Source organism: Pedobacter cryoconitis, assembly GCF_001590605.1.
GTDB lineage: Bacteria > Bacteroidota > Bacteroidia > Sphingobacteriales > Sphingobacteriaceae > Pedobacter > Pedobacter cryoconitis_A.
Map to the genome: position 1 here is coordinate 3,026,926 of NZ_CP014504.1, position 15,691 is coordinate 3,042,616.

The 15,691-nt window shown below is 39.0% G+C and carries 16 protein-coding genes; 11 read left to right on the plus strand and 5 right to left on the minus strand.

The window, feature by feature from the left end:
- The first annotated feature begins 4 nt into the window (after positions 1 to 4).
- From iscU to AY601_RS12605, 5 genes are all read left to right on the plus strand, one after another.
- Positions 5 to 418: a Fe-S cluster assembly scaffold IscU gene (iscU, locus tag AY601_RS12585; protein WP_068401521.1), complete on the plus strand. Its 414-nt coding sequence runs from the start codon at positions 5 to 7 to the stop codon at positions 416 to 418.
- Between the two features lie 32 nt (positions 419 to 450).
- Positions 451 to 777: a HesB/IscA family protein gene (locus AY601_RS12590; protein WP_068401527.1), complete on the plus strand. Its 327-nt coding sequence runs from the start codon at positions 451 to 453 to the stop codon at positions 775 to 777.
- A 134-nt stretch (positions 778 to 911) separates the two neighbouring features.
- Positions 912 to 2,825: an AMP-dependent synthetase/ligase gene (locus AY601_RS12595; protein WP_068401530.1), complete on the plus strand. Its 1,914-nt coding sequence runs from the start codon at positions 912 to 914 to the stop codon at positions 2,823 to 2,825.
- Positions 2,826 to 2,939: 114 nt separating this feature from the next.
- Positions 2,940 to 4,661 carry a lysine--tRNA ligase gene (gene lysS / locus AY601_RS12600; RefSeq protein WP_068401533.1) on the plus strand — a complete coding sequence of 574 codons (1,722 nt, stop codon included), beginning with the start codon at positions 2,940 to 2,942 and terminating at the stop codon, positions 4,659 to 4,661.
- An 86-nt stretch (positions 4,662 to 4,747) separates the two neighbouring features.
- The gene (locus AY601_RS12605; protein WP_068401536.1) at positions 4,748 to 4,960 is read left to right on the plus strand and encodes a hypothetical protein; all 213 of its coding nucleotides are present in this window, start codon (positions 4,748 to 4,750) and stop codon (positions 4,958 to 4,960) included.
- 56 nt (positions 4,961 to 5,016) lie between these two features.
- Here AY601_RS12605 and AY601_RS12610 read toward each other — a convergent pair whose 3' ends face one another.
- On the minus strand, positions 5,017 to 5,556 hold the full coding sequence (locus AY601_RS12610) for a hypothetical protein (protein WP_068401539.1): 540 nt from the start codon (positions 5,554 to 5,556) through the stop codon (positions 5,017 to 5,019).
- Positions 5,557 to 5,748: 192 nt separating this feature from the next.
- Between AY601_RS12610 and AY601_RS12615 the strand changes: the two genes are divergently transcribed.
- Positions 5,749 to 6,156: a thioredoxin family protein gene (locus AY601_RS12615; RefSeq protein ID WP_068401543.1), complete on the plus strand. Its 408-nt coding sequence runs from the start codon at positions 5,749 to 5,751 to the stop codon at positions 6,154 to 6,156.
- 8 nt (positions 6,157 to 6,164) lie between these two features.
- Entirely contained in the window at positions 6,165 to 6,842 is a 678-nt protein-coding gene (ung, locus tag AY601_RS12620) for a uracil-DNA glycosylase (RefSeq protein ID WP_068401548.1), read from the plus strand.
- Between the two features lie 261 nt (positions 6,843 to 7,103).
- Here the strand turns inward: ung and AY601_RS12625 are convergent, their stop codons facing one another.
- Positions 7,104 to 7,574, minus strand: a complete 471-nt coding sequence (locus tag AY601_RS12625) for an Lrp/AsnC family transcriptional regulator (RefSeq protein WP_041884810.1) — start codon at positions 7,572 to 7,574, stop codon at positions 7,104 to 7,106.
- Positions 7,575 to 7,711: 137 nt separating this feature from the next.
- Here AY601_RS12625 and AY601_RS12630 point away from each other — a divergent pair, with 137 nt between their 5' ends.
- The 3 genes from AY601_RS12630 to smpB all read left to right on the plus strand — a co-directional run bounded on the left by AY601_RS12630 (position 7,712) and on the right by smpB (position 10,812).
- On the plus strand, positions 7,712 to 8,377 hold the full coding sequence (locus AY601_RS12630; RefSeq protein ID WP_068401552.1) for a metal-dependent transcriptional regulator: 666 nt from the start codon (positions 7,712 to 7,714) through the stop codon (positions 8,375 to 8,377).
- Positions 8,378 to 8,418: 41 nt separating this feature from the next.
- The gene (locus AY601_RS12635) at positions 8,419 to 10,281 is read left to right on the plus strand and encodes an Nramp family divalent metal transporter (protein WP_068401554.1); all 1,863 of its coding nucleotides are present in this window, start codon (positions 8,419 to 8,421) and stop codon (positions 10,279 to 10,281) included.
- An 81-nt stretch (positions 10,282 to 10,362) separates the two neighbouring features.
- Complete coding sequence (gene smpB / locus AY601_RS12640; protein ID WP_068401558.1) at positions 10,363 to 10,812, plus strand: SsrA-binding protein SmpB; 450 nt, start codon at positions 10,363 to 10,365, stop codon at positions 10,810 to 10,812.
- A 1-nt stretch (position 10,813) separates the two neighbouring features.
- Here smpB and AY601_RS12645 read toward each other — a convergent pair whose 3' ends face one another.
- Positions 10,814 to 11,470 (minus strand): protein-L-isoaspartate(D-aspartate) O-methyltransferase, encoded by a 657-nt coding sequence (locus tag AY601_RS12645; RefSeq protein WP_068401562.1) that lies wholly within the window; start codon positions 11,468 to 11,470, stop codon positions 10,814 to 10,816.
- A gap of 278 nt (positions 11,471 to 11,748) precedes the next feature.
- Between AY601_RS12645 and AY601_RS12650 the strand changes: the two genes are divergently transcribed.
- A complete protein-coding gene (locus tag AY601_RS12650; RefSeq protein ID WP_068401568.1) occupies positions 11,749 to 12,426 on the plus strand; it encodes a hypothetical protein in 678 nt (225 codons plus the stop codon).
- Positions 12,427 to 12,438: 12 nt separating this feature from the next.
- Here the strand turns inward: AY601_RS12650 and priA are convergent, their stop codons facing one another.
- Both priA and AY601_RS12660 read right to left on the minus strand, forming a co-directional pair.
- Complete coding sequence (gene priA / locus AY601_RS12655) at positions 12,439 to 14,919, minus strand: replication restart helicase PriA (RefSeq protein ID WP_068401572.1); 2,481 nt, start codon at positions 14,917 to 14,919, stop codon at positions 12,439 to 12,441.
- Positions 14,920 to 15,306: a DUF423 domain-containing protein gene (locus tag AY601_RS12660; RefSeq protein ID WP_068401574.1), complete on the minus strand. Its 387-nt coding sequence runs from the start codon at positions 15,304 to 15,306 to the stop codon at positions 14,920 to 14,922.
- Positions 15,307 to 15,691: the final 385 nt, after the last annotated feature.

Genomic DNA, 15,691 nt, shown 5'->3' on the forward strand with positions numbered 1-15,691 from the left:
CAAAATGGCATACTCAGAAAAAGTAATGGAACACTATACCAACCCCCGTAACGTTGGTACATTAGATAAAAACAGTAAATCAGTAGGTACAGGTTTAGTTGGCGCACCAGAATGCGGCGACGTGATGCGTCTTCAAATTGAAGTAGATGAAAACAATGTAATCACTGACGCTAAATTTAAAACATTCGGCTGTGGTTCTGCAATTGCTTCTTCATCTTTAGCAACAGAATGGCTGAAAGGTAAAACTGTGGACGAAGCGATGACGATTGACAATATGGATATCGTAGAAGAATTAGCATTGCCACCAGTAAAAATTCACTGTTCAGTATTAGCAGAGGATGCGATTAAGTCAGCAATCAATGATTACCGTGTTAAAAATGGCATGGAACCAATTGCATTGCCTAAATCACACCACTAAATATACCGGGCCTTATTTAAACAATTAAGCATATGATCACGATCACAGATAAAGCTAAAACCAAGATTGATAACTTAATGCAGGAATCTCAGATGGATACGACTTACTTTTTACGTGTTTCAGTAAAAGGTGGTGGTTGTTCAGGCTTATCCTACAATTTAGATTTTGATAACGAGGAAAAAACAGGAGATCAGTTCTTTGAAGACAGAGGGATCCGTATAGCACTGGATATGAAATCATTTTTATATCTGGCCGGTACAGAACTCGATTTCACAGATGGAATAAACGGAAAAGGATTTAACTTCAATAACCCAAATGCAAGCCGCACTTGTGGTTGCGGAGAAAGTTTCTCAGTTTAACCTGATATGATATATTAAAAGGGCACTTTAGAGTGCCCTTTTTTGATTTAAGCTAATTTTACCGTTATCTTTAAAAATACGTATTGTGTTTTTAATGTAAAAAACTTTATTATTGCCCTCGCAAAAAAATAAATATGGTATCATTTAACGAGTTTTCTACGGTTCCCAGCTTATTAAGAAACGTAGTAGAAAACATTCACAAGCCTGAAGAAACATTCTTAATTCACAAAAAGAATAATGAATGGGAAAATATCTCATTTAAGCAGACTTTGGACACAGCCGATGCGGTAGCTGCATTTTTTTTATCAAAAGGAATAGCTAAAGGCGACAGAATGGGACTGATGATTGAGAATGGTCCTGATTATGTATACTATGATCAGGGGATTCAGCAAATCGGTGCCATCAATGTATCAATTTACCCTACCCTATCCGAACAGGAAGTTGAATATATTATTAACGACTCCGGTATAAAAGCCATCCTGATCGGTAATCCATTTCTTTACAAAAAGATATTAAAGATCGCAGACAATTGCAGACACCTTCAATATATCATTCCTGCTTTTGCAGAATATACCAAAACAACTGTTCCCCAGGGACTGAATAAAACTATTATCAGTTTTGAAGAACTGATTAAAGAAGGTAAAGAACTCGTTTCTACCTATCAGGTTAAAATTAAAGAAACAAGGGCTATTCTGCGTCCTTCTGATACCTCTTCTTTAATCTATACTTCAGGTACAACCGGCACCCCAAAAGGTGTGATGCTTTCTCACAGCAATTTCGTGGAGAACGTAAAGGTTTGTCTGCAGCAAATCCCGATCATTGACGAAACAGACGTATTCTTATCCTTTCTTCCTTTATCCCATGTTTTTGAAAGGACAGCAACTTACCATGTATGCTGCGCACAAGGCTGTAAAATTGCCTATGCACAAAGCCTGGAATTACTGGCAAAAAACATGGCAGAGATCAAGCCAACTGTGATGAGTTGTGTGCCCCGTTTATTAGAGCGCATCCATGATAAAGCCATTAAAAGCGGTACAGCTGAAGGCGGCCTGAAAGCTAAAATATTCTTATGGGCACTGGAAACAGGACAAAACTACCGTCATCAAATTGAAGCTGGCAAAACACCGGGTATCGTACTCGCTGTAGAAAAGAGAATTGCAGAGAAACTGGTATTCAGCAAAATAAAAGAGAAAACCGGTGGAAGATTAAAATTCATGATTTCCGGCGGTGCAGCACTTCCTAAAAATGTAGGTGAATTTTTCGGTAACCTGGGCATTAAAATACTCGAAGGCTTTGGCTTAACTGAAACCTCTCCGGTAATGTCAGTTACAGAATACGACAGACAAGTTTATGGTACCGTAGGCCGGATTATCCCGGGTATAGAGGTCGCTATCCAGCACATTGAAAGTAAAGAAATGATCAGCATTCAGACCCACGAATCTTTTGCGGCAGATTTTGAGTGTGCCGAAGGTGAAATTATAGTGCGCGGACATTGTGTAATGCAGGGTTATTTTAATAAACCAGCAGAAACTGCTGAAGCAATTGATAAAAACAACTGGTTTCATACAGGCGACATTGGCCGTTTCTATAAAGGGAATCTTCAGATTACTGACCGTTTAAAAAACATGATTGTCAATGCTTACGGAAAGAACGTTTATCCTACCCCGGTAGAAAACATCTATTTGAAAAGTCTTAAAATAGAATCCCTGTTTTTAATTGGCGACAAAAGAGAATATCTGACTGCGATTATTATCCCGAACAGAGAAAGCTTACAGGAAAAATTCAACTTATCTGACGCTTACTTTTTACAACCTGATATTTTCATCAACGAACCAGAAATCATAGACTGGATCGGACAGGATATCAGGAAATTATCCAATGAATTATCTAAGTTTGAGCGGATCAAGAACTTCAGGATCAAAAGAAACCCTTTCAGCATTGATGAAGGTGAGATCACACCGACCATGAAAATAAAACGTAAGGTGGTCGAAAAGATCTACGCTGAAGCGATCAATGAGCTCTATACTGAAGCCGTTGATGCCGATTAAAAATTCTAAAAAAAAACAGCCTCTAATTTAGTATTTTTGCAGCTGTTTGAACACAGCGTTCAAATCAGTAGCAAATTAGAGCTTATCCGGTGAAAGCCGAATATATAACATATTATGAGTACAGGATTATCAGAATTAGAAATACTGCGCAGAAATGCGCTTACTCAGTTACGTGAACTGGGCATTGATCCGTATCCACCTGAAGGATATGAAATCAATACAAACGCAGCCGATATACTGGCTAATTACGAAAATAATAAGGAGGCTTATCAAAAGGTAAGTTTTGCAGGCAGGATCATGACCCGTCGTATTATGGGAAGTGCAGCTTTTGTAGAGATACAAGATTCTACCGGCCGTATCCAGGTTTATTTAAAGAGAGACGAGCTTTGCCCTGAAGAGGATAAAACACTTTACAATACCGTTTTCAAGAAATTACTGGATCTTGGTGATTTCATTGGAATTAAAGGATATGTCTTTACCACTCAAACAGGTGAGATCTCTGTACACGTAACTGAATTCAAATTACTGGCTAAATCACTAAAACCTCTTCCAATCGTTAAACGTGACGAAGATGGGAACATTTTTGATGGTTTTACTGATCCTGAACTAAGATACAGACAACGTTATGTCGATCTGACCGTAAATCCGGACTTTAAACAGATCTTCATCACCCGTTCTAAGGTCATCAATACCATGAGAGCTTACTTCGATGAGCAAGGCTGGATGGAAGTGGAAACACCTATCCTGCAAGCTATCCATGGTGGAGCAGCAGCACGTCCTTTTAACACGCATCACAATACCCTGGATATGCCTTTATATCTGAGAATTGCGAATGAGCTATATTTAAAAAGACTGATCGTTGCTGGTTTTGATGGGGTATATGAGTTCGGAAAAATGTTCAGAAATGAAGGAATGGACCGTACGCATAACCCAGAGTTCACGTCGATGGAAATCTATGTAGCTTACAAAGATTATATCTGGATGATGGGTATGGTAGAAGCCTGTCTGGAGAAAGTAGCATTAGCTACACATGGTTCACCTATCGTTAAAGTTGGCGAACATGAAATTAACTTTGCAGGTCCTTACGAGAAACTGACGATGTATGAATCTATTCAGAAGTATACAGGGATCGATGTTTCAGCAATGACCGAAGAGCAGCTTAAAGAGACTTGTAAAAGCCTGAATATAGAGGTTGATCCGTCAATGGGCCGTGGAAAACTGGTTGATGAATTATTCAGTGAGAAAGTAGAAGCTAACTTAATTCAGCCTACCTACATTACTGATTACCCGATAGAAATGACACCACTGGCTAAAAAACACCGTAGTTCTGAAGGTTTGGTGGAGCGTTTCGAGCTTTTTGTAATGGGTAAAGAAATCGGTAACGCTTATACCGAGCTGAATGATCCTATTGATCAGAAAGAACGTTTTGAAGACCAGTTAAAACTGGCAGCAAGAGGGGATGATGAAGCGATGGCAATGGATGACGATTTTATCCGTGCACTAGAGTATGGCATGCCTCCAACTTCAGGTTTAGGTATTGGTATTGACCGTTTGGTCATGCTGATGACTAACCAGTCTACTATCCAGGAAGTACTTTTCTTCCCGCAGATGAGACCGGAGAAAAAAGCCAAAATCACTACTGACGAAGATTTCGTAAATGCTGGTATCCCGGCCGAATGGGTTCAGGTAATCCGTAAAATGGGCTTTAACACTGTAGAAGATTTAGCAGGAGCCAATGCAAATAAGGTATTTAACGATTTGGGCGGTATGCGCAAAAAGTTAAAACTTGAATTAGCTATGCCTTCAAAAGAAGACGTAACAGCCTGGTTCTCTTAACATAATCATAACAAAAACTTAAAGGCCTGCTATATTGATTTATAGCAGGCCTTTCCTATTTTTAGCAAACAATAAAATTGAATGTTATGAATAATTCAAGTCTGGAGATAACTGAAAACGAATACTGCATAAAATTAAGTAAAGATGCCTTTGATTTGTCCCTGATCCGTCAGCTTATCAAAAGAATTCAATCTGAACAATTGTTTTTCAGCAGAAAAAAAGAAGGTATGGAAGATGACATCATCAGCCGTGGCGCAATGGAAAGTATTGATGCTTTTGACCAGCTGAGTGATAAATAAAAAAAGCCACGATGATGTGGCTTTTTTTATTTATTGTCAGGCTAATTCCTAATTAACTACCTATATCTTACTTGCTGTTGCTTATCCATCATGCCCAGCTGATCTTTCATTTGTTTGATCTGATCTGCCAGTAATTTGTTCTTATCCGCTTTCTTAGCTTCTGTCAGATAAATCTGTGCTTCTCTTTTATTACGTTTACCCATAGCAATACCAGCTAAACTTAATTTCGCCAATGCGATATTATGATCCATCTGCATACCCAATGCTAAAGCTTTCTTGAAATATTTCTCAGATTGCATCGGCGCTTTTCTCGATTCAATCAAACCGATCAACAACTGATAATAACCATGCTGAGGTCTGATCAACTGTGTTTCATAATTTGTTATTCTATTTAAAAAGCGTTCCGCTTTAGGCATATCATCTTTACGTAAAAACCATTGTGCAAGCAGCATGTTTTCGTTGTAGAAAAAAGTAGCTACGATGAGTATACTAATCAATACCGCTAAAACTCCCCAACCCCAAAAACCGAAAATCATAAGTGCTACCGCACCCCCCAGTATCACAAAAGCTGCGATAAGTCTTACTATGTTTGGCATATCTATTTTTAATTATTTCGTGCAAATATCGTGTTTATATACCAAAAATCAGATTTAAATTTAAAACAGATGCTAAAAATGTTTATCTCATTTTGATGCTTATCTTTGTTAAAACCTGACCAGAGTCATTCTTCAGCTATGAATAATAATTCTGGTCAGGTTTTAACACCAAAACTAAAGGCGAAATAAAATATGCTAAATACAGCTGCCCGGGAGAAATTATTTGAATCTCCGGAAATGAAAGCACAATATGCTATAGAATATCCTGGCTACGCGCCCGATCCTGAGGCTGTAGAAAAGCTAAAATCATTGCTTCAGCATATAAAGGTTATGATTGTACTGGGTACCTGGTGCGGAGACTGCAGAAGACAAGTACCCCGGCTGTATAAAATTCTGGATCAGGCCGGTTTTTTAGCAGAACAAATCACACTGATCTTTGTTGATGAATCAAAAAAGGCAGCCAATGGATTAACCGATCACCTGAATATAGACAAGGTTCCCACTTTCATCTTTACTGAAAATGAGCAAGAGATCGGCAGGATTACAGAATCTCCCTTAGTTACGCTGGAAAGCGATATAATTGAAATACTTACTAAATAAAATATTAAATGTCAGCAGCATTAGAACCAGGCTGGTTAAAAGTACTGGAACCTGAATTTGAAAAAGAATACATGAAAAACCTGAAGGCCTTTCTCCTGCAGGAAAAAGAAACAGGAAAAACAGTGTATCCGAAAGGTGCAGATATTTTTGCAGCCTTTAACCATACCCCTTTTGACAAAGTAGAAGTGGTGATCTTAGGTCAGGACCCCTACCATGGAGACGGGCAGGCACACGGACTTTCCTTCTCCGTACAAAAAGGAGTAGCCACGCCCCCATCTTTGAAGAATATTTATAAAGAACTGGAAACAGATATAGCAGGGTTTAAAACACCAAATCACGGTAACCTTACCCAATGGGCTGATGAAGGCGTATTATTACTGAACGCATCCCTTACAGTTCGCGCACACGAACCAGGTTCCCATCAGGGTAAAGGCTGGGAAGCATTTACTGACCAGGCTATCAGCCAGCTTTCTGATAAAAAAACAGGATTGGTGTTTTTACTATGGGGTAAGTTTGCACAACAAAAAGCTGTACTGATTGATGAAAAGAAACATACAGTTTTAAAATCTGCACACCCCTCGCCATTTTCTGCTTACACCGGATTTTTTGGTAGTAAACATTTCTCGAAAACAAATGAAATTCTGATTGCTGAAGGAAAGAAGCAAATTAACTGGCAGATCAGCTAATCTTAAAAGCAGGTCATGCAGTTATAAATTAGCAACATGCTGGCACCATATTGGGCGCCATAAATTAAGCACCATATATTAAGTACCATACGTTGGCACCCTACATTGGGCACCCTACATTGGGCACCATACATTGAGCACCATACAATTGTGGAGAAACAGTTTATAGCTTATTTTTAAGCGAAACGATGAAAATTAATTTCTGGTAGTTTTTCTACCAGAAATTAATTTGAAGAAGTTGTAGCTAAAAAGAAGCATAAACTAATACTCTAAGGGGACAATCGGCTCTTTCTTGGTGGTCGACATGATCATCATGGTCTGAAAAGTTTTCACTACGCTGATTTTACTGATTTTGTCCATAATCAGACGCTCGTAAGCTTTAATATCACTTACATAAACTTTCAACAGGAAATCTGCCTGTCCTGTCACATGGTGACATTCAGTAATTTCTTTAATCTGGTTGACCTCATCCAAAAATATCTGGATCGTATTGTTCTTGTGGAAGTCCAATTGTACCTGAATAAACGTTTTAATGCCTAAACCCAGTTTCTCTTCATCCACTAATGCATGGTAACTCTTAATGAAACCGGACATCTCCAGTTTTCTTACTCTTTCTAAAGTAGGTGCTGGTGACAACCCAATTTCCTGCGATAAAAGCAAATTGGTTATTCTTCCGTTTTCTTGTAAAAGTTTAAGTATTTTAAAATCTATCTTATCTAATTCTGCTGCCATTTTTCCGATCTTGAACCCAAAGGTAGAATAAGAACACCTTATTTACCAAATTTAATTCTAAAAATAAACATAAAAATTATGCTTTATTTTATCTAATAATTTTTAGATTTACCTAAAACTATTATTAGGCTAATACAATGCATTCATTTACTGAAGAGAATTACCTCAAAGTCATTTATCACATCTCCCAAACTGAGCCAGGTACGGTACAAACCAATGCAATTGCCAATGGATTGAACACCAAAGCCGCCTCTGTAACTGATATGCTTAAAAAGCTGGCAGATAAGCAATTAATTGATTATATTAAGTACCAGGGAGTCACATTAACTGAAAAAGGGAAAGCTGCCGCAATCAAAGTCATCAGAAAACACCGGTTATGGGAAGTCTTTTTAGTAGACAAATTGAAATTCAGGTGGGATGAAGTCCATGATATTGCAGAAGAACTTGAACACATCAACTCTTCCATACTCGTAGAACGGTTAGACGATTTTCTTGGTTTTCCTAAGCGGGATCCTCATGGAGATCCGATTCCAGATCAGCATGGAAACTTTGAACTTTCTGCACATATACACCTCCATGAAATTGCCAAAGGAAAAACTGGCATCATTATCGGGGTCAGTGAACATTCTTCTCCATTTTTAATTCATCTGGAGAAATTAGGTTTAACCATAGGTGTAGCAATAACCGTCCATGGAATTACCGCCTATGATGGTTCAGTAGAGCTGATAGCCAATGCTCAAAAGATAAATGTCAGCCGCAAAGTAGCGCAGCACATCCTGGTTAAATTAGAAGAAACCAAGTAATATTAGAAGAAGCTGTTAATAATTAAAAGAATTTTTAGCTGATGAAGCAGACAGAATCATTAAGTGAAGTACATCAAAGTGTAGATACCGGTAAGCGTACCGGATGGAGAAGGATATTATCTTTTATTGGCCCGGCTTACCTGGTTAGTGTTGGTTATATGGATCCCGGAAACTGGGCGACCGATCTTGCAGGAGGTAGTAAATTCGGTTATCAGCTCATCTGGGTATTGCTGATGTCGAACTTAATCGCCTTGTTATTACAATCATTAAGCGCGAGGTTAGGTATTGTAAGAGGTCTTGATTTAGCGCAGGCTTCCAGAAATGCCTATCCTAAATGGGTAAATATTCCCTTATTTGGTTTAGCGCAAACTGCAATTGTAGCCTGTGACCTTGCTGAAATTATTGGTATGGCCATTGGTTTAAACCTGCTTTTCGGCCTTCCGCTGATCTGGGGTATCAGTATCACTATTTTTGACACCGTTTTACTTTTATTCCTGATGAATAAGGGAATGCGGAAAATGGAAGTTTTTATCGTTTCCATGGTTTTCATTGTAGGGATCTCCTTTTTAGTAGAGATGTTTATCGTAGAGCCATCCTTAAAAGAAATCGTCAAAGGACTGGAACCTTCAGTACTCTCCGGACAAGCGCTGTACATTGCTATTGGTATAATCGGTGCGACTGTGATGCCACATAACCTGTACCTCCATTCTTCCCTGGTTCAGACCAGGAAGTTTGAGCGCGATGATAAAGGGATTAAAGAAGCGATCAAATTCAACTTTATAGATACTGCTGTTGCACTTAACCTGGCTTTTTTTGTAAACGCAGCGATCCTGATCCTGGCTGCAGCTGCCTTTTATAAAAATGGCATGCATGAAGTTGCTGAAATACAGGATGCCTATAAGCTGCTTGGACATATTTTTGGCGGAGTTGCACCAAGTCTTTTCGCAATCGCACTGATTGCAGCTGGACAAAGTTCTACCATAACCGGGACACTGGCAGGACAGATTGTAATGGAAGGTCACCTGAACCTTAGGATACAACCCTGGTTACGGCGCTTAATTACGCGCTTGCTAGCTATTATCCCTGCCTTTTTCACCATCCTTTATTTTGGAAATGATGCATTGAGCGGTCTATTGATTTTAAGCCAGGTCGTTTTAAGTTTACAACTCGGTTTTGCGGTGATCCCACTGATCCACTTCACTTCCGATAAAAAAGAAATGAAAGGCTTTGCCATCAAACTCTGGGTCAAAATACTGGCATGGATCAGTGCTGCTGTTATTGTTGCCCTGAATATTAAACTCGTTATAGAAGAGATCTCAGGATGGGCAACAGCCACACATGGATGGTATATTTATGGATTAATTATTCCGGTTGCTGTCTTGATTGGATTACTTTTAATGTATGTTTTCGTTTATCCGATGCTTAATTCCAGCACGATACAACAGAAAAACATTCCCCATGGAAATGCAATGGCAATTGATCCTGTAGACCAGATCCATTATACCAGGATTGGCATTACCGTCGACTTCTCTAAAAATGACCTGAACACGATCCGCCATGCACTGATCCAGGGTGGAAAGAAAGCAGATTACCATTTAATCCATATCGTGGAAACCGCCGGCGCCCAGTACCATGGGAAAGCTGCACTCGACCATGAAACACTAAGTGATTCAGAAAATCTGAAGAAGTATGGTCAGAATCTGGCCGATCTCGGTTATCATGGCATTCCACACATCGGTTTTGGAGGAGCAGCGCGTGCGATTGCAGAAATTACTAAAACCAACGATTTACAGTTACTCGTGATGGGTGCACATGGACATAAAGGCCTGAAGGACTTGATTTTCGGGACTACTGTAGATGCAGTAAGACACAAAATAACAATACCAGTATTGGTAGTCAGATAACCTGGCACAATCCTATATCCATTGTAAAATTCAGAAAGAATTGCCGTAAATCGGCAATTCTTTCTGATATTAGCTGATTCTATGGCGACTGACATTCAAATAAAAAATAAAAGAGCATACTTCGATTACCATGTTGTTGATAAATACAACGCCGGACTGGCTTTGCTTGGAACTGAGATCAAAGCGATCAGACAAGGTAAAGCCAATATGACCGATGCTTTCTGCATGTTCATTGGTAATGTACTTTATGTAAGAAATCTTCATATCTCAGAATACAGCCACAGTTCTTTCCATCACCATGATATTAAACGTGACCGGATCTTACTGCTGCAAAAAAAGGAATTGAAAAAATTAAAATTCAGAAGTGAAGAAAAAGGATATACGATTGTTCCGCTTCGCATTTTCACCAATGAAAGAGGTTTTGCAAAAATAGAAATCGCATTGGCACAAGGAAAGAAAGACTTTGACAAAAGAGATAGTATCAAAGACCGCGAATCCAAACGTGAAATGGACCGGGCAATGAAAGGCTAAATTACCAGGCCTGGTCCCCTACCAGTGGTACAAACCTAAAAGTATCCAATTCAAACTTCTCATAGTCAGTTTCACTGACACGGATCACTGTAACCATAATCTGTGAATGTTCATCACCTACCGGGATCACCAGCATACCACCAATTTTTAATTGCTTCAATAAGATTTCAGGAACAAACGGCGCACCAGCAGTTACAATAATTTTGTGGTAAGGCGCATGCGCTGCAATTCCCATTGAACCATCGCCAAAAAAGAAGTTCGCATGATACCCCATTCCGGGCAATACTTTCAATGTGTGTTTGTAAATACTTTCTTGTCTTTCGATCGTAAATACTTCTGCGCCCAGTTCCATTAAAATACAAGTCTGATAACCAGAGCCGGTACCAATTTCCAGCACTTTATCGCCTTTATTAATATGCAGTAACTCACTTTGGTAAGCTACCGTATAAGGCTGAGAAATAGTCTGTCCATCACCAATCGGGAAAGCAATATCTTTATAAGCCTGGTTCCAGAAGGTTTCATCAAAGAAAAAATGTCTTGGTACTTTTCCAATTGCACTCAGTACACGTTCATCTGTGATGCCTCTTGATTTAAGATGTTCCACTAATTTTTTCCTTGCTCCTCTTTCCCGGTAATTATCTACAAACTTATACGCCATTGATTTCAAAAATACTTCTTTGAAATCGATTTTTAAGGTTTTAATTGGATGAATTTAACCTCCAGGCTGTAAACACCAACAAATCAAATCATAAAGCGCAAACCAGCCTGTTAATGGAAAGAATAAATCTTTCACTTATTCAAGATAAAAAGGTAATTTTTTTTCAGTAAAAACTGGAATATTACTTATCAATACAAATAAAAAAATCTGAAGCAGATTTTAATCTGTCCCTCAAAATAATATATATTTTTATGTAGCTAAATGAAACATAACACTTTATGAAACAGGGATTGCGCTCACTTTTACTCGTCTCTCTTTTTGCCTTAAATGCACACTCACAGTCTAACAGTACTTACAGCGTAGGATTTAATGCATTCAGTTATCTGCAACTGCCAAGGATAGCAGACCAGGACCCGCTAAAATATATCACGTCCAAATTTAATGGCGGAATATTTAAAATTGATGATCGCCAGATCAATTATCGCTTAAGCGGCAGATTTCTCAATCAGTCACTCGATTTTAAAAGTGATTGTACCAACTGTAACCTGGTCAATGGAAAAGTAACCGATTACGCGATTAAGCTTGGGTTTGAGAAAAACCTGAATTATTCCAAAGTACGGCCTTATTTTGCTTTTGATATCGGCTATCGCTATAACCGTTTTAAAGGATTAAGGAATTTCATAGATCTCCAGAGAACAACCGCATTAACAGACCAGATGGAAGCTATAAAAAGTGGCTTTACTTTAGGCCCCACTATGGGACTCCGGATAACCCCTATTGAGCAAATTTCCATTTTTGCAGAGGGCAGTCTTGAATTGTACCTTTCTCATTTAAGGACACAAACTGTTGCACAAAACACTGCCGCCCAAAGCATAGAAACTGCCGAAAATAAAAAAGAATTCCTTTTTACTCCCGTAACCGTGGGTTTACAAATTCATTTGGGAAGCAGGAATTAGTTTTCGGTTTCCCTAGTAAGGATCTACGTCTACCTGCATAATTACACCTTTAAAGGTATTCTCCCCGTTAAAGTCTGCTATAGTTTGTTTAAGTGCAGCCTTAACTTTATGAATAGCCGTTGATTTATCTGATTTAATAATCAGCTGTTTGATGTAATAATTCCTGATCCTGGAAACCAAAGGCTGTTCAGGCCCCAGTACCCTCGTTCCGAGTTGCGCCCTTAACAGCGTAGCAAAACGTGCAGACGCGGCATTGAGCAGATTTGAATCTTTATGTTTTACATTGATAAAAATCAGCCTGGTAAAAGGCGGATAATGAAATTGTCTGCGCTCAGCAATTTCATCGTTATACATCTCCAGGTAATTATTATCCACTACCTGTTTGATAATTCTATGGTCGGCATCATAGGCCTGAATACATACTTTCCCCTGCTTATCTCTTCTGCCCGCACGGCCTGCAACCTGTGCTAACAACTGAAAACTGCGCTCAAAAGCTCTGAAATCCGGGTAATTCAATAAAGTATCTGCATTGATTACACCGATCAGTGTTACATTATCAAAATCAAGGCCTTTAGCCACCATTTGTGTACCAATCAGGATATCTGTTTTCTTTTCCTGAAAATCACTTATAATCTTCTGAAGACTATTTTTTGTTCTTGTACTGTCTACATCAAGCCTTGCAATTTTCACTTCCGGAAAGATCAGGCTTAATTCCTCTTCTATTCTTTCAGTTCCAAACCCTTTTTGTTCAATATGTACAGAACCACAGGCAGGACAAATATTCATACTGCTTTCATGGTATCCGCAATAATGACAATGCAGCTTACCACTGCTTTTGTGGAAAGTAAGGCTCACGTCACAGTTCACACACTTAGGCGCGAAACCACATGTTTTACAAATCAGGATAGTTGCATAACCCCTGCGGTTCTGGAAAAGGATCACTTGTTCTTTTCTTTCCAGCGTTGCAGTGATGTCATCAATTAATACACTGGAGAAATAAGAAACCATTTTCTTCTTCTTGGTTTCTTCAGCAATCCCTACCACTTCCTGTATAGGGAGTTCAACCCCTCCAAAACGTTCGTTTAAGGTAACAAGGCCATATTTTTGATGCAATGCATTGTAATAACTTTCTATAGAAGGCGTAGCTGAACCCAATATGATTTTTGACTGATGCAGATGCGCCAGGTAAACAGCAGCATCCCTGGCCTGATATCTTGGAGCAGGTTCATTTTGCTTGTACGATGATTCATGTTCCTCATCGACCACGATCAATTTTAAATTTTTGAAAGGTAAAAACACTGCTGAACGTGCGCCAAGAACAATTTTATATTTACCATTCATGACGCTGTTCCAGATCTCTACCCTTTCGTTGTCATTGAATTTGGAATGATATACCCCGATCGCATCGCCAAAATAGCGTTTAATCCGTTCAACGATCTGTGTAGTCAACGCAATTTCAGGCAAAAGGAACAAAACCTGCCCACCTTTTTCAATCGCCTGCTCAATCAATTTGATATAGACCTGAGTTTTACCAGAAGCAGTTATTCCATGTAATAAAACAACATCTTTGGTCTGGAACTCTGTTCCTATTTTTTCTAAAGCTGTATTTTGTGCCGGGCTGAGTTTAAAATTAAGGATCATATCATCCGACTCGTCATTTAACCGGCTCACTACTTTCTTTTTAAGGAAGAAGACTTCCTTATCCAGTAAGGCTTTCAAAGCCGCCTGCCCACAACTGCTGTCTTCCAGCAATTGCTGTCTGGAGATTTCAATCCCCGATTTGGAAAGTTTAATATACATCAGCAGGGCATCCAGTTGTTTCGGCGCCCTTTCCAGCACCTCAAAAAGATGCTTGAAATTCCCTTCCTCGCTGTAGAAAGGGTTTAGGGTGATGTATGATTTTAATAAAGGTTTATATTTTTCAACGACTTCTTCTGCAAGATGAACTACCCCTTTATCCAAAAGAGAACGGATCAGCGGAAATACTGTTTTCTGTCCTAATAGTTTAGAAATCTGATCTACCGTCAGGCGTTTCTGTTTTTCCAGTGCAGTAATCAGTATATTCTCTTTATCAGTCAATTCAAGCTCTTCTAAAGACACTTCTTCCCGAAGGATGATAATGGTCTCGCTCGCCAGTTTTAATCCTGCCGGAAGCGCTGCAGACATCACATCGCCTTCATTGCAGAGATAGTAGGCAGTCATCCAATCCCAGAACTGCAATTGCAGGGTATTTACAACCGGATGTTCATCGATAACATCAATAATATATTTAGCCTGGTATAAAGCCGGTGCGGTCTGGCTGATACTTTTAATCAGCGCTGTATAGATTTTATTTTTCCCAAACTGAACGATTACCCTTTTACCAACAGCGGTATGCTCATTTAAGTCAAATGGAACACGATAGATATAGTTTTTTGAAAGAGAAAGCGGTAAAATTACTTCTATAAACAAGGTATCCCTCTCTGAAAAATCAATATCATTTAATTCCTGCATCTATCTGTTTTTTAAAGCGGCGAAGAAAAGAAAAATCCAGCCGGTAATTAATAATAATCCTCCTAAAGGAGTAATCGGGCCTACAATATTTACCCAGCTTAACTGTAATACTTCACGTGTAGCCAGCAGGTAAAGTGATCCTGAAAAGAAAATGATCCCTATGGTGAAACAGTAATAAGCAAAATCAACCAGTTTATTCCTGAACCTGGCGAAGGTGGATAGAAAAAGCAAGGCAAAAGTATGATAAAACTGATATTCAACTCCCTTGCTCCAGATAGCCAGCTGATCAGCAGCAATTACATTTTTCAGGCCATGCGCACCAAAGGCACCTAGTACTACCGCCACTGCTCCAAAGAAAGAGGCAGTCAAAATTATTTTTCTATTCATTCAATTCGTCTTAATTCCAGCCCGGTAAAATTACGCAACCTAAATGCATTTTCGTTAACCCTATTTGCAAATTATTTATTTAAGCCACCTATAGGTGCTTAAATGAAGGGATTGCTGACAACGTTCAACCAACTCCATCCCCAAAGATTAACAGCAATTTACCTTAAAAAACAAAGGCTTTTTGCCGTTTGGAAAAAATGACTTTTCAATTGAATATAAAACGTGGCCTTGGCGTACAGAGCAGGTGTTGAAAAGGGGTTAAATAGTGCCTTGGGATGACCTTACAATGACCACAGTCATTCCAACCTCATCCCAAGGCCGTTTAAAGGTCGTTCTAATACACTACAGTGGTACTATTCAACTAGAACACAACCAGTATCCGACC

Bases quoted from the DNA above. Each gene is read 5' to 3' on its own strand.
- iscU (WP_068401521.1), top strand. From the start codon at position 5: ATGGCATACTCAGAAAAAGTAATGGAACACTATACCAACCCCCGTAAC.
- AY601_RS12590 (WP_068401527.1), top strand. From the start codon at position 451: ATGATCACGATCACAGATAAAGCTAAAACCAAGATTGATAACTTAATG.
- AY601_RS12595 (WP_068401530.1), top strand. From the start codon at position 912: ATGGTATCATTTAACGAGTTTTCTACGGTTCCCAGCTTATTAAGAAAC.
- lysS (WP_068401533.1), top strand. From the start codon at position 2,940: ATGAGTACAGGATTATCAGAATTAGAAATACTGCGCAGAAATGCGCTT.
- AY601_RS12605 (WP_068401536.1), top strand. From the start codon at position 4,748: ATGAATAATTCAAGTCTGGAGATAACTGAAAACGAATACTGCATAAAA.
- AY601_RS12610 (WP_068401539.1), bottom strand. From the start codon at position 5,556: ATGCCAAACATAGTAAGACTTATCGCAGCTTTTGTGATACTGGGGGGT.
- AY601_RS12615 (WP_068401543.1), top strand. From the start codon at position 5,749: ATGCTAAATACAGCTGCCCGGGAGAAATTATTTGAATCTCCGGAAATG.
- ung (WP_068401548.1), top strand. From the start codon at position 6,165: ATGTCAGCAGCATTAGAACCAGGCTGGTTAAAAGTACTGGAACCTGAA.
- AY601_RS12625 (WP_041884810.1), bottom strand. From the start codon at position 7,574: ATGGCAGCAGAATTAGATAAGATAGATTTTAAAATACTTAAACTTTTA.
- AY601_RS12630 (WP_068401552.1), top strand. From the start codon at position 7,712: ATGCATTCATTTACTGAAGAGAATTACCTCAAAGTCATTTATCACATC.
- AY601_RS12635 (WP_068401554.1), top strand. From the start codon at position 8,419: ATGAAGCAGACAGAATCATTAAGTGAAGTACATCAAAGTGTAGATACC.
- smpB (WP_068401558.1), top strand. From the start codon at position 10,363: ATGGCGACTGACATTCAAATAAAAAATAAAAGAGCATACTTCGATTAC.
- AY601_RS12645 (WP_068401562.1), bottom strand. From the start codon at position 11,470: ATGGCGTATAAGTTTGTAGATAATTACCGGGAAAGAGGAGCAAGGAAA.
- AY601_RS12650 (WP_068401568.1), top strand. From the start codon at position 11,749: ATGAAACAGGGATTGCGCTCACTTTTACTCGTCTCTCTTTTTGCCTTA.
- priA (WP_068401572.1), bottom strand. From the start codon at position 14,919: ATGCAGGAATTAAATGATATTGATTTTTCAGAGAGGGATACCTTGTTT.
- AY601_RS12660 (WP_068401574.1), bottom strand. From the start codon at position 15,306: ATGAATAGAAAAATAATTTTGACTGCCTCTTTCTTTGGAGCAGTGGCG.